Source organism: Streptomyces sp. GLSS-08 (assembly GCF_056387915.1).
This window is the reverse complement of record NZ_JBWJAQ010000012.1, coordinates 106979-129666: the sequence shown is the minus strand read 5'-3', so window position 1 is coordinate 129666 and position 22688 is coordinate 106979. Positions and strand designations below refer to the sequence as shown.

Sequence of the window (22688 nt, the reverse complement as noted above, 5' to 3'; positions counted from 1 at the left end):
CCGATCCGGAATTGGTTTAGACCTATTCGGCGACCGTGGGGTCACTCAGGGGCACGTACGGGCGGGTGGCCGGGTTCAGTCTGCGGCGCACGGACGGGCCCGGCCCGGCGACGCCACGGGTGGGCGGGGCCATCCGGGAGGGGCGCCAGCTGGTGCGGAGGGCTGTTCGTACCGGGGGGCGGAGGGTCCGGCCGGGTGCGGCCGTCGTTGATCCGGCCGCACCCCAGTCATGCTCACGCGGGACTGGGCAGGTCCTCGGGCTCGTCCACGTGGTCGAACAGCTCGGCCGTGCCGACGCCTTCAGCGTCGTCGGCGCCGGTCAGCAGATACGCCCGCGCCTCGCCCACGTGGAAATACATCCCGTGCAGCTCCAGCGCCCCCGCCGCCAGGGCGCGGCTCACGCAATCGTGCGCCCGCAGATGGTCCAGTTGCTGCACCACGTTGGTCAGACAGAGCTGCTCCACCGCGTCGGCCGGGGCCCGTCCGGCGAGCCGGGGCCACGGCCGGTCGGCGGTGGCCATCCGCGTCAGGCTCGGCAGGCCGTACCGCAGCCAGCGCTTGAGGGGCGTCTGCGCTCCACCGGGCTCGGAGTTCAGCAGGGCCTGCATCGCCCCGCACCCGGAGTGCCCGCACACCGTGATGGACCGCACCTCCAGCACGTCCACCGCGTACTCGATCGCGGCGGCCACCGAGTCGTCCCCGCTCTCCTCGCCGGGCGGCGGCACGAGATTGCCCACGTTGCGTACGACGAAGAGGTCGCCGGGGCCGCTGGACGTGATCATCGATGTGACGAGCCGTGAGTCGGCGCAGGTCAGGAAGAGCTGCGACGGCCGCTGCCCCTCGCGCGCCAGGCGGGCCAGCTCGCCCCGCACCAGCGGCGCGGTGTTGCGCTGGAACGCGCTGATGCCACGGGCCAGTTGGTGTCCGCTGCGTCCGGGGGAACCGGCCGTCCCACCGGTGCGCTCCCGGCTGTCCGAGGGGCCGCCGGCCGACGCGGGCTGCCGGCCGGCGGAGGGCTCGCAGTGGTGGTTTCGCCAGGGTGTCCAGGGGCGGCACCGGCAGTGGGAGCCGTCCGTGGGCTCGGCGATGCGGGTCCCGAGCCTGCGTCCGGCGATCTCGACCTTGCCGCCCTGGGCGACATGCGTGTTCTGCCAGTCCTGCAACGACTCGTAGGCCGCGTGGTCCATGAACGAGCCGTCCAGCTCCACGACGACCGCGGAGCCCCGCGGGACCAGGTGCAGTGCACGGCTGAGGCGCGGCACGGCGAGGAACGTCAACTGCCCACGCACTCCTACGTATTGGACTCCTTCCCTCTCCTCGTGCGTGATCCGGGTGTGGGCGAGGCGGTTCAGGGCGACACCGACGGCCACGGCGACCCCGAGCGCCACGCCCTCCAGGACGCCGAAGGCCACGACGCCGAGCGTGGTGACGGCGTACACGAGCACCTCGCGGTGGCGGGTCACGGTGCGGATGTGGTGCAGGGACACCATCTGGATGCCGACGGCCATGACCAGGGCGGCGAGTGAGGCGAGCGGGATCAGCTCCAGGGCCGGGACCATCAGCAGCGCGGCGGCTACTACGAAAACGCCGTGCAGCATCGTGGAGTTCCGGCTCACGGCACCCGCGTGCACATTCGCCGACGTACGTACCGCCACGCCGGCGACCGGCAGACCGCCGAGTGCCCCGGAGACCACATTGGCGGCACCCTGGCCGAGCAGCTCGCGGTCGAGGTCGGACCGGCCGACGTGAGCGTGCAGTCCCGGCCGCCCGGCCACCAGCTTGTCCACGGCGACGGCGCCGAGCAGCGACTGCACGCTGCACACCAGGGTCACCGTGAGGACGGCGGCGACGAGGCCGAGGACCGGGCCCTCGGGCAGTCCGGCCAGTGCGTGGCTGCTCCAGGACGGCAGGTCGACCATGGGCAGGCGCAGCCCGGCGAGCGAGGTGGCCGCCGTGGCCCCGCCGACGGCGACGAGCGCGGCGGGGACCTTGCGCAGGACGCGCCCGATCCGCCCGGGGACCCGCGGCCAGGCCAGCAGCAGCACCAGGGTCAGCACGCTCATGGACACGGCGGCGGGGTGCAGCCCGGCCAACTGGGCGGGCAGCGCCAGCACGTTGGCGGGCACGGAGCTCTGGGGGGTGCCTCCTAGCACGATGTGCAGCTGGGCGACGGCGATGGTCATGCCGATGCCGGCGAGCATGCCGTGGACGACGGCGGGGCTGACGGCGAGTGCGGAGCGGGCCACACGCAGGCATCCGAGGCCTAGTTGCGCGATGCCCGCGAGGACCGTGATGGCGCAGGTCGTACGCCATCCGTAGCGGTGGATCAGCTCGGCGGTGACCACCGTGAGGCCGGCGGCCGGGCCGCTCACCTGGAGCGGGGAGCCGCCGAACCGTCCGGCGACGAGCCCGCCGACCGCCGCGGCGACGAGGCCGGCCTGAAGCGGGGCGTCGGTGGCCAGGGCGATGCCGAGGGACAGGGGCAGGGCGATCAGGAAGACCGCGATGGAGGCCGACACATCGGCACCCGCGATACGGAATCGGCGGGGTGGGGCCGGCCGGGGGCTGTGGGGCTCGGGGACACGCGGGGGCCGAGTCGGGTCGGCGGCGTGGGCGGGGGCGCAGGCAGACATGGTTCCCGTCTCCTCCGGGGCAGCGCGGTCGCGGAACAGGTGGTCCCCCGCTCGAGACGGGGGCGGGTCGCGGCCGTGGGTCACGGCGTGCAGCGGCGGGATGATTCAACGCTCGGTAAATGGATCGTAATGCAGAGTAAAGGGCAGGTGGGTTGAATAGCGGCAAATGGGTCAACGAAACACTCGCCCGAGTGAATGGGGATTTTCATCGGCTTGTCATACAAATCTCTTCCAAAGTCCGTGCGACCTTGACGGCGCTGACGGCACGCCCCTGCCCAGCACCCCGAGAACGCCCTGAGCAGCGTTGCCCTGACTGAAGGAAGAAGGTGGGCGGAAGATGGCCGCAATCCGAAGGATCGCCGCGGGTGCCGCGCTCGGCGCGGCCTGCGCCACGGCACTCGCCGGCTGCGCCACCGGCACCACCCGTTCCGATGAGGGCGCGCCCGGCGCGAGGAAGCCCGCCGCGGTCCCGGCGCCCAAGAACGCGGTCCGCCTGATCGGCGACGGCTCCACCGCCTACACCGGAGCGCAGCCGCATCTGCCCCGGCCCGAGCGGCTGAAGCCCGGCCAGCAGCCCCCGCAGTTCGTGGTCTTCTCCTGGGACGGCGCCGGCGAGGACAGCCAGAAGCTGTTCTCCCACTTCCGCAAGGTGGCGAAGGACAACAAGGCGACGATGACGTACTTCCTCAGCGGCGTGTACATGCTGCCGGAGGACAAGGCCGAGCTCTACAAGCCGCCGCAGCACTCGCCCGGCCGCTCCGAAATCGGCTTCAACGACAGGCAGGGCATCGAGGAGACCGTGAAGCAGCTGCGCGCGGCGTGGCTGGAGGGCAACGAGATCGGGACCCACTTCAACGGCCACTTCTGCGGCAGCGGGGGCGGCGTCGGCGAGTGGTCGGTCAAGGAATGGAAGAACGAGATCGCCCAGGCGAAGTCGTTCGTGAAGTCCTGGAAGACCAACACCGGTATGACGAACGCGTCCCCACTGCCCTTCGACTACGACCGGGAGCTCATCGGCGCACGGACCCCCTGCCTGGAAGGGCAGAAGAACTTCATGCGCGCCGCCCGCCAGCTGGGCTTCCGGTACGACACCAGCGGTGTCAACGACCAGGTCTGGCCCAAGAAGAAGGAGGGCCTGTGGGACCTGTCGATGCAGCTCGTCCCGGTCCCGGGCCGCGGCTTCGAGACGCTCACCATGGACTACAACTTCATGGTGAACCAGTCAGGCACCACCACCCAGGGCGACCCCGCCAAGCAGGAGTACTGGGGCGACCAGATGCGTGACGGCCTGCTCCAGGGCTTCGAGCGCGCCTACCACGGCAACCGCGCGCCCCTGGTCATCGGCAACCACTTCGAGTCCTGGAACGGCGGCACGTACATGCGTGCCCTCGACGAGGTCATCGGGAGTGTGTGCACCAGGTCCGAGGTGCGCTGCGTCTCCTTCCGGCAGCTCGCCGACTGGCTCGACGCCCAGGACCCGGCCACGCTGGAGAAGCTGCGCGGCCTCAAAGTGGGCCAGGCCCCGAAGGAGGGCTGGCCGGCGTACCTGTCGGGCCGTGCGGCCCCGGCCCCCAAGGGCGTCCCCGGGGCCCCGGCCTTCCGGCAGTAGCGGGTCACACGGTCGCGTCGACAGCCGCCGGTGGAACGGCCGCCGTCGCGTCCTCGCCCAGGACGAAGCCGGGGTCGACCTGCGCCGCCAGGTCGGTCCCCGTCTTCGCGTTGCCCCACGAGTCCGCGTTCTTGAGATGGAAGTGCACCATCTGGCGCATGTAACGCTCCCGGTCACGCAGCTCGTACGTGGCGTCGGCGGCGGCCCGCAGGATGCGCAGGGTCTGCTGGTTGACGTCCTCCAGAAGCTCGAACCGGGGCGGGCGGCCCTTCTCCATGGCACGCACCCAGTCGGAGTGTCCGACGGTGGCCAGGAGGTCGTCACCGACTTCGGCGCGGAGGAAGTCGACGTCGTCCTGGCCCTGCACCTTGTTGCCGACGACCCTCAGGGTGACGCCGTAGTCGCGGGCGTACTCCTTGTACTGGCGATGGACGGAGACCCCCTTGCGGGTCGGCTCGGCGACGAGGAACGTCATGTCGAAGCGGGTGAACATCCCGGAGGCGAAGGAGTCCGAGCCCGCCGTCATGTCGACCACCACGTACTCGTCGCGGCCGTCGACCAGGTGGTTCAGGCACAGCTCCACCGCACCGGTCTTGGAGTGGTAGCACGCGACCCCGAGGTCGGCCTCGGTGAAGCGGCCGGTGACCATCAAACGGACCGCGCCGTCGTCGAGTTCCACCGGCCGTGCGCAGGCGTCGTACACGGGGTTGTCCCCGCGCACCCGCAGCAGCCGCGAGCCCTCGCCGGGCGGAGTGGTCTTGATCATCACCTCGGCGGACCCGATCCGCGGGTTGGAACCCCGCAGGTAGTCCTTGATCAACGGCAGGTGCGCCCCCATCGCGGGCAGGGCCGCGGCCACGTCCTCGTCGAGTCCGAGCGCGGCTCCGAGGTGCTGGTTGATGTCGGCGTCCACCGCCACGACCGGGGCGCCGACGGCCGCCAGATGGCGGACGAAGAGGGAGGACAGGGTGGTCTTGCCGCTGCCGCCCTTCCCAACGAAAGCAATTTTCATGTTCAGGAAGATAGTGCGGAGGGGGCGTCCACACGCGCGTCGACGTGAAGAAGACCACTCCTTCGTGGGGAGGGCTGCGGGGGTGCGTAGTGTCGTACTCATGAGTACGACAGGCGCGACCGCAGATCCGCTCGCGGCCCTTGGCTCGCTTCCCGGCGTGGCCGAGTCCGTGGAGTCCGTGCGCAAGGCCGTGGACCGGGTCTACGGGCACCGGATCATGCGTCGGCGCAGCAACGAGATCACGTCCGAGGCGGCGCTGCGCGCGGCGCGCGGCTCCGCGGCGCTCTCGGGTGCCGACTGGGCGCTCGAGGAGGTGCGTCGGCGCACCGACTTCCGTGGGGACGACGAGGCCCGGTCGGTCGGCGCGGCCCTGCGGTTGACCGCCGAGGCCGGCCAGTTGCTCTCCATCTGGCGGCAGTCGCCCCTGCGGGTGCTGGCCCGGCTGCACCTGGTTGCCGCCGCCGACAGCGCGGACGAGGTGGGGCGGCCGCGTCAGGACGGTGAGCCGGTCGCCGAGCCGCTCATCGAGCTGCCGCTGCCGGACGCGAACGAGGTCGCCGGCCGCCTCGAGGGCCTGGCCCGGCTGGTCGTCGCCGGAGGATCGGCCCCTGCCCTGGTGACGGCCGCCGTCGTCCACGGCGAGCTGCTCGCCCTGCGGCCCTTCGGCTCGCACAACGGGCTGGTGGCGCGCGCCGCGGAACGGATCGTCCTGATCAACAGCGGCCTGGACCCGAAGTCCGTCTGCCCGGCCGAGGTCGGCCACGGCGAACTCGGCCGCGCGGCCTACGCGGCAGCGCTCGACGGCTACGTCTCCGGCACCCCGGAGGGCATGGCGGCCTGGATCGCCCACTGCGGCAAGGCGGTCGAACTGGGCGCCCGGGAGTCGACGGCGGTGTGCGAGGCGCTCCAGCGCGGAGCGGCCTGACGGGGGAGCCCCCGGTCCGTTTTCCGGTAGCGGAAAATCCTGGGAACAGGGTTGCGGCGGTACGAGAACTCGTACCGCCGCTGGCATGTTCACCTGGTTACCATGCGTCCTCGAAATGTTGCCCATCAGGTCGGGAACTCTTGCCCGTCACCTGGTGCGGCTGGCCCGTAATCGACGGGTCGACGTCGCGTGGGTGCCTGGTGTCCATGCTCGGTCCGTGGGGCCGTGGTGCGTTCGAAGGTAGTCCTCTCGGATGTCCTTGGTCTCGCGGGCCGTTAACTTCTTTGTACTCCAGGTCCGCAGGAAGCGGAACCCCCCGTCGTACTTCTTTACTTTTGCCTGCAAAAGGGTGCCAACGGGTCGGCGTCTGCTACGCCTGCAGCGACTCGGCTGCACCTACGGCGACTCGGCACTGCGGATTCGTGGCCATGCGAGGGACTCTCCGGTCCGGAGGCTGCCGCGGAGGTCACACGAGAGGCGTCCGGCGCCGGCTCACGTACCAGACAAGTCCCGCCGTGGCAGCCGCCGCACTGACCGCCGCGACGGTGACGAGCGCCGGACGGGGCGGTACGGACAGGGCGGGCAGCCGCTTCTTCAGGCGGACCGGACGGTGGAAGTCCAGGATCGGCCAGCCCCGGGCGACCGCCTCCCGCCGCAGCGCGCGGTCCGGGTTCACGGCGTGGGGATGGCCGACGGATCCCAGCATGGGCAGGTCGGTCGCCGAGTCGCTGTAGGCGTAGCAGCGCGCCAGGTCATACCCCTCCGACGCGGCCAGCTCCTTGATCGCCTCGGCTTTGGTGGGCCCGTACGCGTAGTACTCCACCTCGCCGGTGAAGCAGCCGTCGTCGCCCACCACCATGCGGGTCGCCACCACGCGGTCGGCACCGAGCAGTTCGCCGATCGGCTCCACCACCTCGGCGCCCGACGTGGAGACGATCACGACGTCGCGGCCCGCGGTGTGGTGCTCCTCGATGAGGGAGGCGGCCTCGTCGTAAATGATGGGGTCGATCAGTCCGTGCAGCGTCTCGGCGACGATCTCTTGGACGTGCTGGACGTTCCAGCCACGGCACATGGCGGACAGATACTTGCGCATCCGCTCCATCTGGTCGTGATCGGCACCGCCCGCCAGGAACACGAACTGGGCGTATGCGGTACGCAGCGCCACTCTTCGGTTGATCAGCCCGCCTTGATAGAACGACTTGCTGAACGTGAGGGTGCTCGACTTCGCAATGACCGTCTTGTCCAGGTCAAAGAAGGCCGCTGTACGGGGCAAGGAGTGGTTTTCCACGAGGGTGAGCATAGGCGCCCACCATTCGGCGTAGTGTGGGGCGTGTGGGTTTGCCTGAGAGAGCTCTCGGGTACACCATGGAAGTCACGGATCGTTCGCGACCGTGCTAACCCGGCCCGGCTCCTCCCCCCCCGAGTCGGCCGTGGAGACGACCCCCGCTCTCCCCCCCGGCGGGGGTCGTCGCATGTCCGGGTGGGTTTCCCCCTTTGCGTTCGCAGTCTCCTGATCTCCGTGTGCTGTCTTCGGGCCTGTTGGCGCGTGTTCATGATTCGTCACTCTACGTGGTCACAGCGCTGCGCTGTGGAAGTCGCACAAGGGCCACCGGTATGAGTGAAGCCGATATTCACAGCCCCTGAGTTGTCCACAGTTATCGACCAAGATCCACACGATTTTCCCGTTCGTTGCACCGTGATTCCAACGCGTCCGCTCGCGGCGAGTTCATGGCCGGTTCCGTTTGCCGGACGCGTTTGGCCGGTTCGTATCGGCCGTTCATATGGAGGCCGGTCTCAGGTCCTCCACACGAGCGGGAATCGCGGGGTCGCTCAGCACCCCGCCGGGACAGTAGCGAAGGGGGCTGGAGATCGTGGCCGGAGCCATCACACACGGGCGGCCGCCCACCGCCGAAGGGCGGCAGGGCGGACCGTTGATCGTCACGGAGGACGTCGAACTGCTCGACGACCTGCTGCGCCTGTGCGCGGCGGCGGGCGCCCGACCGGAGGTCCACCCCGGCCTGCCGGAGCGCGGCGGCGGATGGGAGGTGGCACCGCTCGTCCTCGTCGGTGACGACGCCGCTGCCCGGGTGCGCGGAGCCACCCGCAGAAGGGGTGTCGTGCTGGTGGGGCGGGATCAGGACGATTCCGGGGTCTGGCAGCGGGCCGTCGAGATCGGCGCGGACCACGTCCTGATGCTGCCCGACGGGGAGCGGTGGCTGGTCGACCGCATCGCCGACGTGGCCGAGGGCGTCGGCAGCCCCGCCCTCACCGTCGGCGTGATCGGCGGCCGGGGCGGTGCCGGGGCGTCCACGCTGGCGTGCGCCCTCGCGGTCACCTCGGCACGCCAGGGTCGGCGCACCCTGCTCGTGGACACCGATCCGCTGGGCGGCGGACTCGACGTCCTCCTCGGCGGGGAAGCGGTCGAAGGCCTGCGCTGGCCCGCCTTCGCCGCATCCCGCGGCCGGGTCGGTGGGGGTGCCTTGGAGGAGTCGCTTCCCGAGCTTCACGCACTGCGGGTCCTCAGCTGGGACCGCGGCGACGCGGTGGCCATCCCGCCCCCGGCGGTCCGGGCCGTCCTCGCCGCGGCCAGGCGGCGCGGCGGCGCGGTCGTCGTCGACCTCCCGCGAAGGATCGACGAGGGCGCCGCCGAGGCACTCGCCCAGCTCGACCTCGGAGTCCTGGTGGTCCCCGCCGAGCTGCGCGCCGTCGCGTCCGCGGGTCGGGTGGCGTCGGCGGTCGGCATGGTGCTGCGCGACCTGCGCGTCGCGGTGAGAGGTCCGTACGCACCCGGTCTGGACGACCGGGAGGTCGCCCGCCTGCTCGGACTGCCCCTGGTCGGCGAGGTGCCCGAAGAGGTCCCGCGTCCGGACGGTGGCGTACCGCCCGGGGGAGCGACGCGCGGCCCGCTCGCCCGCTTCTGCGCAGCGTTCTGGGAGCACATGCCCGTCGAAGGAGGGGGCGTATGAGCTGGGGTTCGGGCCCGGACGGCCGCCCGGGCCCACGAGCCCGCAGGCATTCCGGTACGGAGCCGAGCGGCGTCGGGCACACGGCATCCGGCCCAGTCACGGGCGCGGGTACGGGCCTGCTGGACGGTGTACGGCAGTGGCTCGCCCAAAGCGGGGCCGACCCGACCCCTGCCCGTGTGGCACAGGCGCTCCGCGAACAGGGACGGGTGCTCGGGGACGCGGAAGTGCTCGGGGCCGCCGACGCGTTGCGCTCCGAACTGGTCGGCAGCGGGCCCCTCGACCCGCTGCTCGCGGACCCGACGGTGACCGACGTCCTGGTCTCGGCACCGGACCGGGTATGGGTCGACCGGGGCGGCGGTCTGGAGCTGACGGGCGTCTCCTTCCCGGACGCGGCGGCCGTACGGCGTCTCGCGCAGCGTCTGGCGGCCGTGGCCGGGAGACGGCTCGACGACGCCCGCCCCTGGGTGGACGCCCGCCTGCCGGACGGCACTCGCCTGCACGCGGTCCTGCCGCCGGTCGCGGTCGGCTCCACCTGTCTCTCGCTCCGGGTCGTACGGCCGCGGGCCTTCACCCTCGACGAGCTGGTGACCGCGGGGACTGTCCCGCCCGGCGGGGACCGGGTGCTCCGGGCACTCCTGGACGCCCGGTTGTCCTTCCTGATCAGCGGGGGCACGGGGACGGGCAAGACGACGCTGCTCAGCGCGCTGCTCGGGCTCGTCGGTCCGGGCGAGCGGATCGTGCTCGCCGAGGACTCGGCCGAACTGCGGCCCGACCATCCGCACGTGGTCCGCCTCGAAGGGCGGCCCGCGAACCAGGAAGGCGTCGGACAGGTCGGGTTGCCGGATCTCGTGCGGCAGGCACTGCGCATGCGACCCGACCGGCTGGTCGTCGGGGAGGTGCGCGGTCCCGAGGTCGTGTCGCTGCTGGCGGCGTTGAACACCGGGCACGAGGGCGGCTGCGGCACGGTGCACGCGAATGCGGCGGCTCAGGTGCCCGCCCGGCTGGAGGCGCTCGGCACGGCCGCCGGGCTCGATCGGGCGGCGCTGCACAGCCAGCTGGCGGCCGCGCTGGCGGTGGTCCTGCATCTGGTGCGCGACCGGGCGGGCCGTCGCCGGATCGCCGAGGTGCATGTGCTCGAGCGGGATCCCACCGGGCTGGTGGTCACGGTGCCCGCGCTGCGCTGGGGCGCCGAGGCGTTCGCGTACGAGCGCGGGTGGGAGCGGTTGCGGGGGCTGCTCCGGGCCGGAACCGAAAGGAACGAGCAGTGGTGACGGAGGTCCGACGACGAGAGGTGGACGGGGGCCGGGATGTCGACGGCGATCGGTGAGGTGGCGACGGGCGCGGCCGCGTTGTGCGCCGGGACGGCGGCCTGGTTGACGGGCGGCCGGAACTCGCAGGTGCGGCGGGCGCGGTTGCTGTGCGCGGAAGGCGGGGCGCTTGGCGTCGGACGGCCGCCGTGGGAGGAAGCGCTCGCCCGGGTGCGGCGACTGCGCCGACAACTGACAGCCGAGTGGTGGTCGTTGGCCTGCGGGTTGGTGATCGCGGCACTGGGGGCGTCCGTGCTGCCCCTGTTGGCGGGTGCCGCCGGTGTGCCTCTGTTGCGGCGCGTGCGGCGGGCCGGGGAGCGGCGCCGGGAGCAGGAGCGGCGGGGCGACGCGGTCATCGGCCTGTGTGCGGCGCTGGCGGGAGAGGTGCGGGCCGGGCGGCAGCCGGGAGAGGCGCTGCTGCGTGCCGCGGCCGACGCGGGCGGGCTCGGTGAGGCGCAGGCGGTGGTGCTGGCGGCGGCTCGGTTCGGCGGGGATGTGCCCGGCGCCCTCTCCGCCGCGGCACGAGAACCGGGTGCCGAGGGGTTGTCGGGGCTCGCGGCGTGCTGGCGGGTGGCCGTGGACCGGGGCGCCGGTCTATCGAGCGGCCTCGACCGCCTGGGCGGAGCGCTGCGTGCGGAGCGGGACCAGCGTGCGGATTTGCGGTCCCAGTTGGCCGGCGCCCGGTCCACGGCGGTGATGCTCGCGGGGTTGCCGGTGCTGGGGCTGCTGCTCGGCACGGCCCTCGGCGCCGATCCCCTGCACGTGGTGCTGCACACCGGGCCGGGCCTGGGCTGTCTGCTGGTCGGCGCGGTGCTGGAGGGCGCGGGCCTGTGGTGGGCGCTGCGGATCGTACGAGGAGCGGAGGCGGGATGAGTGCGGAGATTGTCCACAGGCTGGGGGCGGTCCTGTGCGTGGCGTCGGCTCTGGGGTGGCTGGTCGGCGTGGCCGGGCGGGAGCGCAGGGCACGGCGAAGGCTGGCCGAGCTGCTCCTCCGGGAGGCGGCGGCCGTGCGGCGGGGCCGCGAGGTGTGGGGGGCGGCGCGGCGGTGGCTGCCGGTGGCTGGGGCCGGGTGTGCCGGCTGGGTGCTGGTCGGAGGCGTGGCCGGGCTCCTGGTCGGGTCGGCCGCCGGACTCGGGGTGTGGTGGTGGCGCCTGAGACAGGGGACGGGGCCGGGGCCGGAGTACGACATGGCCGCGGCCGCACGGCAACTGCCGCTCGCGGCGGACCTGCTGGCCGCCTGCATCGCGGCCGGCGCGAGCCCCGTGGCGGCGGCCCAGGCGGTGGGGGACGCCCTGCGTGGACCGGTCGGGGAGCGGTTGACGCGAGGTGCGGCCGAGGTCCGGCTCGGCGGCGAACCGGGCACTTCCTGGCGCGGGTTGGCGTCGATGCCGGGAGCCGCTTCCCTGGCGCGGCTTCTCGAGCGGTCGGGCGAGTCGGGTGTGCCGGCTGCCGAGCCCGTCGCCCGGATCGCCGCGGAGGCCCGCGCCGAGTGGGGCCGCGCCGCAACCGCCCGCGCCCGCCGCGCGGGAGTCATGGTGACCGCGCCCGTCGGACTGTGCTTCCTGCCGGCGTTCATCGCGGTCGGAGTGCTGCCCGTGGTGATCGGGCTCGCGGAAGGCGCGCTGGGAGGCGGTGGTGGATGACGGGAGCGGATGCCTGGTGACGGGGCGCGGGACACGGCAGTGATCACAAGCGACAGACGAACGAGTACGGACCTTACGGGGGTTGAGATGAACAAAGCGGTACGGGCACGGCTGTGGGCTGTGACGGGCAGGATGCGCGAGGCGCACCGGGCCAGGCTGGTGGCGGCAAAGAGGGACGCGGGCATGGTCACCTCCGAGTACGCGATGGGGATCATCGCTGCGGTGGCGTTCGCCGCGGTGCTCTACAAGGTGCTGACGAGCGGACAGGTCAGCGGGGAGTTGCAGGACATCGTGGGACGGGCGCTCGATGTCCGGATGTGAGGGGACCGGAGTGTGGCCGGCGGGCGCGGTGTCAGCGGCCGGCGTCGAGAGGTGCCGGCGCTCCCGGCCGGGGTTCAAGGGCGGGCCAAGAGGGCGCATGTCCTCACCGGCGTTCCTGGACGGTTCGGGCGGTCACCCGCCCCGGGGGCGGGACCGGGGGTTCGTGACGGCGGAGACCGCGGTCGTGCTGCCTGCCCTCGTGCTTTTCGCGATGGCTCTCGTCTGGGCGCTGCTCGCCGCGTCCGCGCAGATCCAGTGTGTGGACGCGGCACGGGCGGGAGCCCGTGCGGCGGCCCGCCAGGACCCGCCCGACGCGGTGGTGGCGGTGGCCCGCCGGGCGGCTCCGGACGGGGCGCGGGTGACGGTGAGCCGCGACGGCGACCTGGTGCGCGTGGCGGTCGCGGCCCACCCGCCCGGCCCGGACACCCTGACGCTCGAACTACGGCACGAGGCAGTGGCGTTGGCCGAGGAGACGGTGGGGGTGGCGGGGTGAGGAGGGTGGGACGCGGTGCGGTGGCGGGCCGGTTCCGCCGGCGCTTCTTCCCCTGCCGGTCCGACCGAGGTTCCGCTTCCGTCTGGGTGGTGGGTGCGATCGCCGTCCTGTGCGTCGTCTTCGGAGCCGTGCTGGCCATGGGGCAGGCGATCGTGACTCGTCATCGCACGGCCGCCGCGGCGGACCTCGCGGCGCTCGCGGCGGCGGACCACTGGATGAACGGCGGCACCTCCGCCTGCGCCGACGCGGAGCGCATCGCCCGGGCTCAGGGCGCCCGTCTGGTGCGGTGTGCCCTGGAGGGCGAGGTGTCGGACGTGACGGCGTCCTCGGGCGGAGGGTTCCTTGCCGCGGAGGTCCGGTCTAGAGCGGGGCCTGCGGGTCCTCCCGCTCCTCCGGGCCCCCCGGACCCACCGGGGCCGACGGCCCCAGCGGATCGGGCCGGTCCTGCGGATCCCGCGAATCCACCGGCGGATCCTGCGGGCCCTGCCGGTCCTGGTGGTCCTGGTGGTCCGGAGGGGCGGGCTCGTCCTGCTCCGGCGCCCCCTGGAGCAGGACCGTGAGCAGCCGCACCGCTCCCCGCTTGTGCAGCGGATCGTTGCCGTTGCCGCATTTGGGGGACTGGATGCAGGAGGGGCAGCCGGCGTCGCACTCGCAGGACGCGATGGCCTGGCGGGTGGCGGTGAGCCAGGCGCGGGCGGTGTGGAAGGCGCGTTCCGCGAAGCCCGCCCCGCCCGGGTGACCGTCGTACACGAAGACCGTGGGCCGCAGGGTGTCCGGGTGGAGCGGGACGGAGACACCGCCGATGTCCCAGCGGTCGCAGGTGGCGAACAGCGGCAGCATGCCGATCGAGGCGTGCTCGGCGGCGTGCAGGGCGCCGCCGAGGATCTCCGGGTTCACCCGGGCGGCGTCCAGCTGGTCCTCGGTGACCGTCCACCAGACGGCACGTGTGCGCAGCGTACGGGGAGGGAGGTCGAGTCTGGTCTCGCCGAGCACCTCACCGGTGATGAGCCGGCGTCGCAGGAAGGAGACGACCTGGTTGGTGACCTCGACGGAGCCGTAGCACAACCGGCCGTCGCCCCAGGGCACTTCGACGTCCGTCTCCAGGACGGAGATGGACGTCGTGTCGCGGGCGACCGTCGAGTAGGGGGGAGCGGCCTCCTCGACGAGGGCGACGGAGTCCTCCAGGTCCAGTTTGCGCACCAGATACGTGCGGCCCTGGTGGAGGTGGACGGCACCCTCGTGCACCGCGGTGTGCGCGGCGCCCTCGTCGACCGTGCCGAGGAGCCGGCCCGTCCCGGACTCCACGACCTGGACAGGGGTGCCGCCACCGCCGCGGATGTCGGTGAGGTCCGCGGCCCGCTCGCGGCGCGTCCAGTGCCAGGCCTTCGTCCGGCGGCGCAGCAGCCTCGCGGCCTCCAGCTGCGGCAGCAGATCGGCCGCCGCCGGTCCGAAGAGCGCGAGGTCCTCGTCCGTGAGGGGTATCTCGGCGGCGGCGGCGCAGAGGTGGGGCGCCAGGACGTACGGGTTGTCGGGGTCCAGGACCGTGGACTCGACGGGCTGGTCGAAGAGAGCCTCCGGGTGGTGGACGAGGAAGGTGTCCAGCGGGTCGTCGCGGGCGACCAGGATCGCCAGCGCCCCCTGCCCCGCGCGGCCCGCGCGGCCCGCCTGTTGCCACAGGGAGGCCCGGGTGCCGGGATAGCCGGCGATGAGGACGGCATCGAGACCGGAGATGTCGACGCCGAGTTCGAGGGCGGTGGTGGCGGCGAGGCCGAGGAGTTCGCCGGAGTGGAGGGCACACTCGAGGGCGCGGCGTTCCTCGGGGAGGTAGCCGCCGCGGTACGCCGCGACACGCCGGACCAGTGAACGGTCTGTCTCGGCGAGGCGTTCCTGGGTGATGACCGCGATCAGTTCGGCGCCCCGGCGGGAGCGTACGAAGGCCACGGAGCGCACGCCCTGGAGGGTCAGGTCGGTGAGGAGGTCGGCGGTCTCGGCGGTGGCGGTACGCCGTACGGGTGCGCCCTTCTCGCCGTGCAGGTCGGTGAGCGGGGGCTCCCAGAGCGCGAACACCAGTTCACCGCGCGGGGAGGCGTCGTCGGCGACCTCGACCACGGGAAGGCCGGTGAGGCGGCCGGCGGCGACGGAGGGCTCGGCCGCGGTCGCGGAGGCCAGCAGGAAGACGGGGGAGGAGCCGTAGCGAGCGCACAGACGGCGCAGACGGCGCAGTACCTGGGCGACGTGCGAGCCGAAGACGCCCCGGTAGGTGTGGCACTCGTCGATGACGACATAGCGCAGGGAGCGCAGGAAGGAGGACCAGCGGGGGTGTGCGGGCAGTATCCCGCGGTGCAGCATGTCGGGGTTGGTCAGGACGTAGTTGGCGTACTGGCGGACCCATTCGCGTTCCTCGACCGGCGTGTCGCCGTCGTAGACCGCGGCGCGCACGGCGTTCCCGAGAGGTTGTGAAAGTTCCTTCACCGACCGGCACTGGTCGGCCGCCAGGGCCTTGGTGGGTGCCAGGTAGAGGGCGGTGGCGCCACGGCCGTTGGGGGCCTCGGAGCCGTCCATGAGGGCGGTCAGGACCGGTGCGAGGTAGGCCAGGGACTTGCCGGAGGCCGTGCCGGTGGCGACGATCACCGACTCGCCGTCCAGGGCGTGCTCGGCGGCCCGTGCCTGGTGGGCCCACGGGTGGGTGATACCGGCGGCCTGGACGGCGGCGACGACCTCGGGGCGGATCCGGTCGGGCCAGACGGCATGCCGACCCTCACGCGGGGGCAAGTGCTCCGTATGAGTGATGCGCGAAGCCCGGCTCTGCCCAGAGGCGAGCCGCTCCAGGACCGCGCCCGGCGAGGGGCTGGAGGCGGTGTCCGTCGGGGTCTGATCGGATCGGTGATTCTTGGCCATCGGGACCGAGTGTGTCACTGGCGTGACGGACAATGGAGCCAAGGCGTCGTGCACGCCTGCCGGTAAGTGATTGAATGCCATCGCGGCTGGCGAACCGTCCCGGGGCTGCCGAGGTGTCCCTTGGGATGACCGCTCGATTAGCAAGGTGCTGGAGGATCCGTGGACCTGTCCCTGTCGACCCGTACCGTCGGCGATCGCACGGTCGTCGAGGTCGGTGGCGAAATCGATGTATATACCGCGCCCAAGCTGCGCGAACAGCTGGTCGAGCTGGTGAACGACGGCAATTTCCATCTTGTCGTCGACATGGAGGGCGTGGACTTCCTCGACTCCACCGGGCTCGGCGTGCTGGTCGGCGGTCTGAAGCGTGTGCGTGCTCACGAGGGCTCGCTGCGGCTGGTCTGCAACCAGGAGCGCATTCTGAAGATCTTCCGCATCACCGGCCTCACCAAGGTGTTCCCCATCCACACCTCTGTCGAGGAAGCGGTGGCGGCCACCGACTGACCCGTCCGCGGGCCGTGTGCCACAGGACGGCAGCAGTCGCGCGCCCGCGACGGTAGAAGCAACGAGGGGGGACGGGCCTCGGCGGCCCGGCCCCCTGACAGCACGCCCGTAGTTCTTAGGGGGATGCATGGCCACCGTTGAACTCCGCTTCAGCGCGCTGCCCGAGCACGTCAGGACCGCCCGACTGGTGGCGGCAGCGGTGGCGCGCAGGGCCGGAGTGGACGAGGCCGTACTCGACGAGGTCAGACTCGCGGTGGGCGAGGCGTGCACCCGTGCCGTCGGACTGCACCAGAGCAGCGGCACGTCGGCGCCGGTCCGGGTGTCGCTGATCGAGGACGAGAAGCAGTTCTCCATCGAGGTCGGGGACGAGGCACCGCGTGCGGCCCCGGGTGACCGGGTGCCAGGCACCCATGGTGCGTCCGAGGAGCCGGACGTGGAGACCGAGGAGGACGAGATGGGCCTCGCGGTCATCAGCGGCCTGGTCGACGACTTCGAGGTGACCGCCGGTGAGAACGGCGGACTGATCAGGATGAGCTGGCCGACCACGCCGCCCGCCGCGCTCGTCCCGTAACACCCCGAAGTACCTGCGGACGCGGCCGAGCTACCGCGCGGACGCGACCGAGCTACCGAGCGGACGCGGCCGACGTGCGGCGCGGACGCGTCGCTGCGTACCCCGCAGACGTCCCGTGGGTCGCAAGCGGCACACGCCGCAGGACGTCCCCTCGTCCCCCGTAGGACGCGACCGACGAACCCGTAGAACCTCAAGGGCCCTGTTCAGCAGGGCCCTTTTGCGTGCGCGGACTGAGCGGGCTCGTTTTCGTGAATTCATTCACGATCAATGACCCGATTATTGGATCACGCGTCAACGCTTTTGCGCCATTACCGCTTTCGGGTTCCGCGTTCACTGTCGGATCATTTGCTGAAGGGCCTGTGAAGGCTAATTCTGTTTGCCGCACACTGTTTTGATCAGGTTCCGGTACCTACAATCCGTCCACATCTTGAGCTCAGCCCAAGCGTCAAGGAGGACGAATGGCGGGGCTTTCTACCCCTCATGAGTTTGACCACCCCACTACCCTCGCAGCCGCGGTACTGACGGATGACAACCGCATCATCGTGATGGTGATCGGGGTCGTCGCGCTCGCGGCACTCGTGGTCGCCGGAATCCTGGTGCGCCAGGTCCTCGCCGCCGGCGAGGGCACCGACAGCATGAAGGAGATCGCGACCGCGATCCAGGAGGGCGCGAATGCCTACCTGGGGCGGCAGATGAGGACCCTCGGCGTATTCGCCGCCGTGGTGTTCTTCCTGCTCATGCTGCTGCCCGCGGACGACTGGAATCAACGGGCCGGCCGGTCGATCTTCTTCCTGGTCGGCGCGGTGTTCTCGGCGACCACCGGTTATATCGGTATGTGGCTCGCCGTACGCAGCAATGTCCGTGTGGCTGCCGCGGCACGGGAAGCGACTCCCGCGGAGGGTGAGCCCGAAAAGGATCTCACCGCCGTTTCACACAAGGCCATGAAGATCGCTTTCCGCACGGGCGGTGTCGTCGGCATGTTCACGGTGGGGCTCGGTCTCCTGGGCGCCTCCTGCGTGGTGCTGGTGTACGCGGCCGACGCGCCGAAGGTCCTGGAGGGTTTCGGTCTCGGTGCCGCGCTGATCGCGATGTTCATGCGTGTCGGCGGCGGCATCTTCACCAAGGCCGCGGACGTCGGCGCCGACCTGGTCGGCAAGGTCGAGAAGGGCATTCCGGAGGACGATCCGCGCAATGCCGCGACCATCGCCGACAACGTGGGCGACAACGTCGGCGACTGCGCCGGCATGGCCGCCGACCTCTTCGAGTCGTACGCGGTGACGCTGGTCGCCGCGCTGATCCTCGGGAAGGCCGCGTTCGGCGACGCCGGGCTCGCGTTCCCGCTGATCGTTCCGGCGATCGGGGTCCTCACGGCGATGATCGGCATCTTCGCGGTCGCGCCACGCCGGGCGGACCGCAGCGGGATGAGCGCCATCAACCGAGGCTTCTTCATCTCCGCGGTGATCTCGCTGGTGCTGGTTGCGGTGGCCGTCTTCACCTATCTGCCGTCCTCGTACGCCGACCTGGACGGTGTCACCGACTCGGCCATCCAGGCCAAGGGCGGCGACCCGCGGATTCTCGCCATCCTCGCCGTCGCGATCGGCATCGTGCTGGCCGCGCTGATCCAGCAGCTGACCGGCTACTTCACCGAGACGACCCGCCGGCCCGTGCGGGACATCGGCAAGAGCTCGCTCACCGGCGCGGCCACCGTCGTCCTCGCCGGCATCTCCATCGGTCTCGAATCGGCCGTCTACACCGCCCTGTTGATCGGCCTCGGCGTGTACGGGGCGTTCCTCCTCGGCGGTACGTCGATCATGCTGGCGCTCTTCGCGGTGGCGCTGGCCGGCACCGGGCTGCTCACCACGGTCGGGGTGATCGTGGCCATGGACACCTTCGGTCCCGTGTCCGACAACGCGCAGGGCATCGCCGAGATGTCCGGCGACGTCGAGGGCGCGGGCGCCCAGGTGCTCACCGACCTGGACGCGGTGGGCAACACCACCAAGGCCATCACCAAGGGCATCGCCATCGCCACGGCCGTCCTCGCGGCCTCGGCCCTCTTCGGCTCGTACCGTGACGCGATCACCACGGCCGCGGGAGAGGTGGGCGAGAAGGTCTCCGGCAGCGGCGCCCCGCTGAACCTGATGATGGACATCTCACAGCCCAACAACCTGGTCGGCCTCATCGCGGGCGCCGCGGTCGTCTTCCTCTTCTCGGGGCTGGCGATCAACGCGGTGTCCCGGTCCGCCGGGGCCGTGGTCTACGAGGTGCGGCGGCAGTTCCGCGAGCACCCCGGGATCATGGACTACAGCGAGAAGCCGGAGTACGGGCGGGTCGTCGACATCTGCACCAAGGACGCGCTGCGCGAACTCGCCACGCCCGGTCTGCTCGCCGTACTGACGCCGATCGCTATCGGGTTCACGCTCGGGGTCGGCGCGCTCGGGTCGTTCCTGGCGGGCGCGATCGGCACCGGCACGCTGATGGCGGTCTTCCTCGCCAACTCGGGAGGCGCGTGGGACAACGCCAAGAAGCTCGTCGAGGACGGCCACCACGGCGGCAAGGGCAGTGAGGCGCATGCCGCGACGGTGATCGGGGACACGGTCGGCGACCCCTTCAAGGACACCGCCGGTCCCGCGATCAACCCGCTGCTGAAGGTGATGAACCTGGTGGCGCTCCTGATCGCGCCCGCGGTCGTCAAGTTCTCGTACGGCGACGACAGGAACGTCGGGCTGCGCGTGCTGATCGCGGCGCTGTCGTTCCTCGTGATCGTGGGCGCCGTCTACATCTCCAAGCGGCGCGGCCTCGCCATGGGCGACGAGGACGGCGACGCGGACAGGTCGGCCAAGTCACCCGATCCGGCGGTGGTTTCGTAGCGACGGGGACCTCTGCCCGGCCGGATTGCGGCCAACGGGCGGGCGGGCGGCGCGCATTGACGTGCTGTCCGCCCGCCCGCTCCTGTTCACGCTCTCTCCGTGAGCCTTGTCTCCCTGGTGCAAATGGCGCAATAACGGATAGAGCCGACGTTCGGCATGCGGTTGTCCCCCACTTGGCGTGTATGTTCCGGGGCCGAGAGCCATGGAAGGGACCAATCCGGTGAACAAGAAGCTCGCGGCCGCGGTGTCCGGCGGTGCGGTACTGGTGATGGCGCTGTCGGGATGCAGCAGCAGCAGCGACGACGGCAACGAGAAGCTGGACTCGTGGGCCAAGCAGGTCTGTGACGCGGTGAAGCCGCAGGCGAAGAAGATCGAGGCGGCCAACGCCGCGATCCAGAAGGAGACGTCGGACAACAGCACGCCCAAGGCGGTCCAGTCGACCGACTCGCAGGCGTTCCAGGACATGTCCGACGCCTACAAGGCGATCGGCGCCGCCGTGAAGAAGGCCGGGGCGCCGAATGTCGACGGTGGCGAGAAGAAGCAGACCGACGCGGTCAAGGAACTGGACGACATCTCCTCGTCGTACGCCGACCTGCGCAAGCAGGTCGACGGGCTCAACACCAAGGACCAGGCGAAGTTCGCCGACGGCCTCAAGGATGTCGCCACCGAACTCGACAAGCTGAGCCAGAGCGGTAACGACGCGCTGAAGAAGCTCGAGGAGGGTGACGTGGGCCAGGCCATGGCCCAGCAGGCGAGCTGCAAGAGCGCGTCCGGCTCTCCCGAGGTCACCAAGGGCTGAGCCGGCCGGGTGGCCCCGCCCCGCGGTGTCGGCGGCGGGGCCGGTTTTCCGAGCCCGGGAGTGGCGCTGACGCAGCCGTGACCGGGGTGGCTCCCGTGCTTTTCCGTGCCCGGGGGCGGCTCTGACGCTCAGCCGCGTCCGGGGCGGCCCTGACGGTGCTCGGTCCGCGTGGGTGGCCTGGTGGCGCGCCGTGCGCGGAACACGGTGCGTGGGGGTGATGGCGGCCTCGGCGGATCCCGGTACGTGGGCGTGGTGGCGGCCGTACGGTGCTGAGTGCTGAGTGCTGAGTGCTGAGTGCGCGGGGGTAGTGGCCGGCGTACGGTGCCCGGTCGCGCCGTCGTCGCGGCGCCCTGCGGGTCACAATGGGGTGGTGAGCCACACCAGCCTGTCACCGTTGCCCTCGTCCGACCGTCCCGACGTCGCCGCGCGGCTGCGGGACGCCCTGCTCGGCGCGTCCTACACCGCCGACGGGATGCTCGATCTGCTCGGCGCCCCCGCGTACGCGGCGCTGGCGCGCAGCGAGACCGTGCCCGCGCTCCGGGCGACCCGCGGGGACACCCCGCTGGAGACCCTCGTACGGCTGTTCCTGCTGCAACAGCCGGTGCCGCACGCGCGCGTGGCGGACGTGCTGCCCGTCGCCGACTGCCTGGACGGCGGATGGCTGACCTCGGTGGGCGGGGACGAGGTCGCCGCGACCGTGGACATCAGGCCGTACGGCGGGACGGACGGCGAGGACTGGTTCATCGTGTCCGACCTCGGGTGCGCGGTCGGCGGGGCCGGCGGCATCGGCAGCCGGGAGGAAGGTGTCGTCCTCGGCGTCGGCGGGGCGTCCACGACGCTCGCCGGCATCACCGTGCGTACGCCCGTCGCCTCCGCGCTCGACCTCGGCACCGGCTCCGGTATCCAGGCGCTGCACACCGCGCAGCACGCGACGCGCGTGACGGCGACCGACGTCAACCCCCGCGCCCTGCTCATCACCGCACTCACCCTGGCGCTCTCCGGTGCCCCGGCGGCCGATCTGCGGGAGGGCTCCCTCTTCGAGCCGGTCGCCGACGAGAAGTACGACCTGATCGTCTCGAACCCGCCCTTCGTGATCTCGCCCGGCGCCCGGCTCACGTACCGGGACGGCGGGATGGGCGGGGACGATCTCTGCCGCACGCTCGTTCAGCAGGCGGGGGAGCGGCTGAACGAAGGGGGGTACGCGCAGTTTCTCGCCAACTGGCAGCACGTGGAGGGGGAGGACTGGCAGGACCGGCTCCGCTCGTGGGTGCCGCGCGGCTGCGACGCGTGGATCGTGCAGCGCGAGGTGCAGGACGTCATGCAGTACGCGGAGTTGTGGCTGCGGGACGCGGCCGACCACCGCAGCGACCCCGCCGAGTACCAGACGCGGTACGACGCCTGGCTCGACGAGTTCGAGGCGCGCAAGGTGAAGGCCGTCGGCTTCGGCTGGATCAGCCTGCGCAGGACCGGCGCCGCGGAGCCATCGATCACGGTCGAGGAATGGCCGCATTCGGTCGAGCAGCCGCTCGGTGACGCCGTGCGCGCGCACTTCGACCGCGTCGGCTATCTGCGGGAGCACGACGACGCGGCCCTGCTTTCCGGCCACTTCAGGCTCGTGGCCGAGGTCGTCCAGGAGCAGGTCGGACTGCCCGGTGCCGAGGACCCCGAGCACGTGGTGCTGCGTCAGCACCGCGGAATGCGCCGGGCGACCAAGGTGGACACCGTCGGCGCGGGCTTCGCGGGCGTCTGTGACGGCACGCTGAGCGCGGGGCGGATTCTGGACGCCATCGCGCAACTCGTCGGCGAGGACCCCGTCCTGCTGCGCGACCGCACACCCGAGCAGATCCGGCTGCTGGTGGAACAGGGGTTCATCGAGCCGGTGAGGTGACACCGCGCGGGGGACACGACTGCCGGGGCCGGGGGCGCCGTCGGGTAGCGCGTTGCCCTCTGGGTCGGGAGCGCCGTCGAGTAGGCGACCCCCCTCGGCCGTCCTGCGGGGCCCGGCCCGCGGGGCGCTCCGCCGACTCCCTGAGCGGGCGACTCCCTGGGCCGCGGCTCCCTCGGTGGGCGGGGCTCTCCACCGGCGACTCCTGGGCCTGCGGCTCCCTCGACCGGCGGCGGGCTTCGACCGGCGGCGGGCTTC

17 protein-coding genes and 1 pseudogene are annotated in these 22688 nt (G+C 71.8%); 14 read left to right on the top strand and 4 right to left on the bottom strand.

Going from position 1 to position 22688, the window contains the following annotated elements; genetic code table 11:
• Positions 1 to 233 precede the first annotated feature (233 nt).
• A complete protein-coding gene (locus AC0ZLC_RS22230; RefSeq protein WP_476753697.1) occupies positions 234 to 2633 on the bottom strand; it encodes a bifunctional SulP family inorganic anion transporter/carbonic anhydrase in 2400 nt (799 codons plus the stop codon).
• 337 nt (positions 2634 to 2970) lie between these two features.
• On the opposite strand from AC0ZLC_RS22230, the gene AC0ZLC_RS22225 reads away from it, so the two are divergent.
• Positions 2971 to 4242 (top strand): polysaccharide deacetylase family protein, encoded by a 1272-nt coding sequence (locus AC0ZLC_RS22225; protein ID WP_476753696.1) that lies wholly within the window; start codon positions 2971 to 2973, stop codon positions 4240 to 4242.
• A gap of 4 nt (positions 4243 to 4246) precedes the next feature.
• Here AC0ZLC_RS22225 and AC0ZLC_RS22220 read toward each other — a convergent pair whose 3' ends face one another.
• Positions 4247 to 5254, bottom strand: a complete 1008-nt coding sequence (locus AC0ZLC_RS22220; RefSeq protein ID WP_476753695.1) for an ATP-binding protein — start codon at positions 5252 to 5254, stop codon at positions 4247 to 4249.
• A 100-nt stretch (positions 5255 to 5354) separates the two neighbouring features.
• On the opposite strand from AC0ZLC_RS22220, the gene AC0ZLC_RS22215 reads away from it, so the two are divergent.
• Positions 5355 to 6179, top strand: a complete 825-nt coding sequence (locus tag AC0ZLC_RS22215; protein ID WP_476753694.1) for a Fic family protein — start codon at positions 5355 to 5357, stop codon at positions 6177 to 6179.
• A 466-nt stretch (positions 6180 to 6645) separates the two neighbouring features.
• Here AC0ZLC_RS22215 and AC0ZLC_RS22210 read toward each other — a convergent pair whose 3' ends face one another.
• On the bottom strand, positions 6646 to 7479 hold the full coding sequence (locus AC0ZLC_RS22210; RefSeq protein WP_476753693.1) for an HAD family hydrolase: 834 nt from the start codon (positions 7477 to 7479) through the stop codon (positions 6646 to 6648).
• Between the two features lie 571 nt (positions 7480 to 8050).
• Between AC0ZLC_RS22210 and ssd the strand changes: the two genes are divergently transcribed.
• The 7 genes and pseudogenes from ssd to AC0ZLC_RS22175 form a co-directional block, all read left to right on the top strand.
• Positions 8051 to 9145, top strand: coding sequence for a septum site-determining protein Ssd (gene ssd, locus AC0ZLC_RS22205; protein ID WP_476753692.1), 1095 nt, complete (start codon positions 8051 to 8053; stop codon positions 9143 to 9145).
• Entirely contained in the window at positions 9142 to 10416 is a 1275-nt protein-coding gene (locus AC0ZLC_RS22200) for a TadA family conjugal transfer-associated ATPase (RefSeq protein WP_476753691.1), read from the top strand. The genes ssd and AC0ZLC_RS22200 overlap by 4 nt, the downstream gene beginning before the upstream one ends.
• Before the next feature lie 36 nt (positions 10417 to 10452).
• Positions 10453 to 11325: a type II secretion system F family protein gene (locus tag AC0ZLC_RS22195; protein WP_476753690.1), complete on the top strand. Its 873-nt coding sequence runs from the start codon at positions 10453 to 10455 to the stop codon at positions 11323 to 11325.
• Positions 11322 to 12095, top strand: a complete 774-nt coding sequence (locus tag AC0ZLC_RS22190) for a type II secretion system F family protein (protein ID WP_476753689.1) — start codon at positions 11322 to 11324, stop codon at positions 12093 to 12095. Before AC0ZLC_RS22195 ends, AC0ZLC_RS22190 begins: the two co-directional genes overlap by 4 nt.
• An 87-nt stretch (positions 12096 to 12182) precedes the next feature.
• Positions 12183 to 12416, top strand: a complete 234-nt coding sequence (locus AC0ZLC_RS22185) for a DUF4244 domain-containing protein (RefSeq protein WP_476753688.1) — start codon at positions 12183 to 12185, stop codon at positions 12414 to 12416.
• A 97-nt stretch (positions 12417 to 12513) separates the two neighbouring features.
• Complete coding sequence (locus AC0ZLC_RS22180; protein ID WP_476753687.1) at positions 12514 to 12909, top strand: TadE family type IV pilus minor pilin; 396 nt, start codon at positions 12514 to 12516, stop codon at positions 12907 to 12909.
• Positions 12906 to 13310: pseudogene (locus AC0ZLC_RS22175) on the top strand (Rv3654c family TadE-like protein); the annotation flags it as partial. The gene AC0ZLC_RS22180 and the pseudogene AC0ZLC_RS22175, both read left to right, overlap by 4 nt.
• On the opposite strand, the gene AC0ZLC_RS22170 reads toward AC0ZLC_RS22175, so the two are convergent.
• Positions 13270 to 15888 carry a DEAD/DEAH box helicase gene (locus tag AC0ZLC_RS22170; protein ID WP_476753686.1) on the bottom strand — a complete coding sequence of 873 codons (2619 nt, stop codon included), beginning with the start codon at positions 15886 to 15888 and terminating at the stop codon, positions 13270 to 13272. The pseudogene AC0ZLC_RS22175 and the gene AC0ZLC_RS22170 overlap by 41 nt on opposite strands.
• A gap of 78 nt (positions 15889 to 15966) precedes the next feature.
• On the opposite strand from AC0ZLC_RS22170, the gene bldG reads away from it, so the two are divergent.
• The 5 genes from bldG (at position 15967) to AC0ZLC_RS22145 (ending at position 22433) form a co-directional block, all read left to right on the top strand.
• On the top strand, positions 15967 to 16308 hold the full coding sequence (bldG, locus tag AC0ZLC_RS22165) for an anti-sigma factor antagonist BldG (protein WP_010986038.1): 342 nt from the start codon (positions 15967 to 15969) through the stop codon (positions 16306 to 16308).
• 127 nt (positions 16309 to 16435) lie between these two features.
• Positions 16436 to 16879 (top strand): ATP-binding protein, encoded by a 444-nt coding sequence (locus AC0ZLC_RS22160; RefSeq protein WP_476753685.1) that lies wholly within the window; start codon positions 16436 to 16438, stop codon positions 16877 to 16879.
• Positions 16880 to 17337: 458 nt separating this feature from the next.
• A complete protein-coding gene (locus AC0ZLC_RS22155) occupies positions 17338 to 19746 on the top strand; it encodes a sodium-translocating pyrophosphatase (protein WP_476753684.1) in 2409 nt (802 codons plus the stop codon).
• Between the two features lie 202 nt (positions 19747 to 19948).
• On the top strand, positions 19949 to 20545 hold the full coding sequence (locus AC0ZLC_RS22150) for a small secreted protein (protein WP_476753683.1): 597 nt from the start codon (positions 19949 to 19951) through the stop codon (positions 20543 to 20545).
• Between the two features lie 370 nt (positions 20546 to 20915).
• A complete protein-coding gene (locus AC0ZLC_RS22145; protein WP_476753682.1) occupies positions 20916 to 22433 on the top strand; it encodes a DUF7059 domain-containing protein in 1518 nt (505 codons plus the stop codon).
• Positions 22434 to 22688 lie beyond the last annotated feature (255 nt).

What these genes read in the sequence shown, in the direction of transcription:
- AC0ZLC_RS22225 (WP_476753696.1), top strand. Translation starts at nt 2,971, where the DNA reads ATGGCCGCAATCCGAAGGATCGCCGCGGGTGCCGCGCTCGGCGCGGCC.
- AC0ZLC_RS22210 (WP_476753693.1), bottom strand. Translation starts at nt 7,479, where the DNA reads ATGCTCACCCTCGTGGAAAACCACTCCTTGCCCCGTACAGCGGCCTTC.
- AC0ZLC_RS22155 (WP_476753684.1), top strand. Translation starts at nt 17,338, where the DNA reads ATGGCGGGGCTTTCTACCCCTCATGAGTTTGACCACCCCACTACCCTC.
- AC0ZLC_RS22160 (WP_476753685.1), top strand. Translation starts at nt 16,436, where the DNA reads ATGGCCACCGTTGAACTCCGCTTCAGCGCGCTGCCCGAGCACGTCAGG.
- AC0ZLC_RS22190 (WP_476753689.1), top strand. Translation starts at nt 11,322, where the DNA reads ATGAGTGCGGAGATTGTCCACAGGCTGGGGGCGGTCCTGTGCGTGGCG.
- AC0ZLC_RS22215 (WP_476753694.1), top strand. Translation starts at nt 5,355, where the DNA reads ATGAGTACGACAGGCGCGACCGCAGATCCGCTCGCGGCCCTTGGCTCG.
- AC0ZLC_RS22230 (WP_476753697.1), bottom strand. Translation starts at nt 2,633, where the DNA reads ATGTCTGCCTGCGCCCCCGCCCACGCCGCCGACCCGACTCGGCCCCCG.
- AC0ZLC_RS22195 (WP_476753690.1), top strand. Translation starts at nt 10,453, where the DNA reads ATGTCGACGGCGATCGGTGAGGTGGCGACGGGCGCGGCCGCGTTGTGC.
- AC0ZLC_RS22185 (WP_476753688.1), top strand. Translation starts at nt 12,183, where the DNA reads ATGAACAAAGCGGTACGGGCACGGCTGTGGGCTGTGACGGGCAGGATG.
- AC0ZLC_RS22180 (WP_476753687.1), top strand. Translation starts at nt 12,514, where the DNA reads ATGTCCTCACCGGCGTTCCTGGACGGTTCGGGCGGTCACCCGCCCCGG.
- AC0ZLC_RS22170 (WP_476753686.1), bottom strand. Translation starts at nt 15,888, where the DNA reads ATGGCATTCAATCACTTACCGGCAGGCGTGCACGACGCCTTGGCTCCA.
- AC0ZLC_RS22220 (WP_476753695.1), bottom strand. Translation starts at nt 5,254, where the DNA reads ATGAAAATTGCTTTCGTTGGGAAGGGCGGCAGCGGCAAGACCACCCTG.
- AC0ZLC_RS22200 (WP_476753691.1), top strand. Translation starts at nt 9,142, where the DNA reads ATGAGCTGGGGTTCGGGCCCGGACGGCCGCCCGGGCCCACGAGCCCGC.
- AC0ZLC_RS22150 (WP_476753683.1), top strand. Translation starts at nt 19,949, where the DNA reads ATGGAAGGGACCAATCCGGTGAACAAGAAGCTCGCGGCCGCGGTGTCC.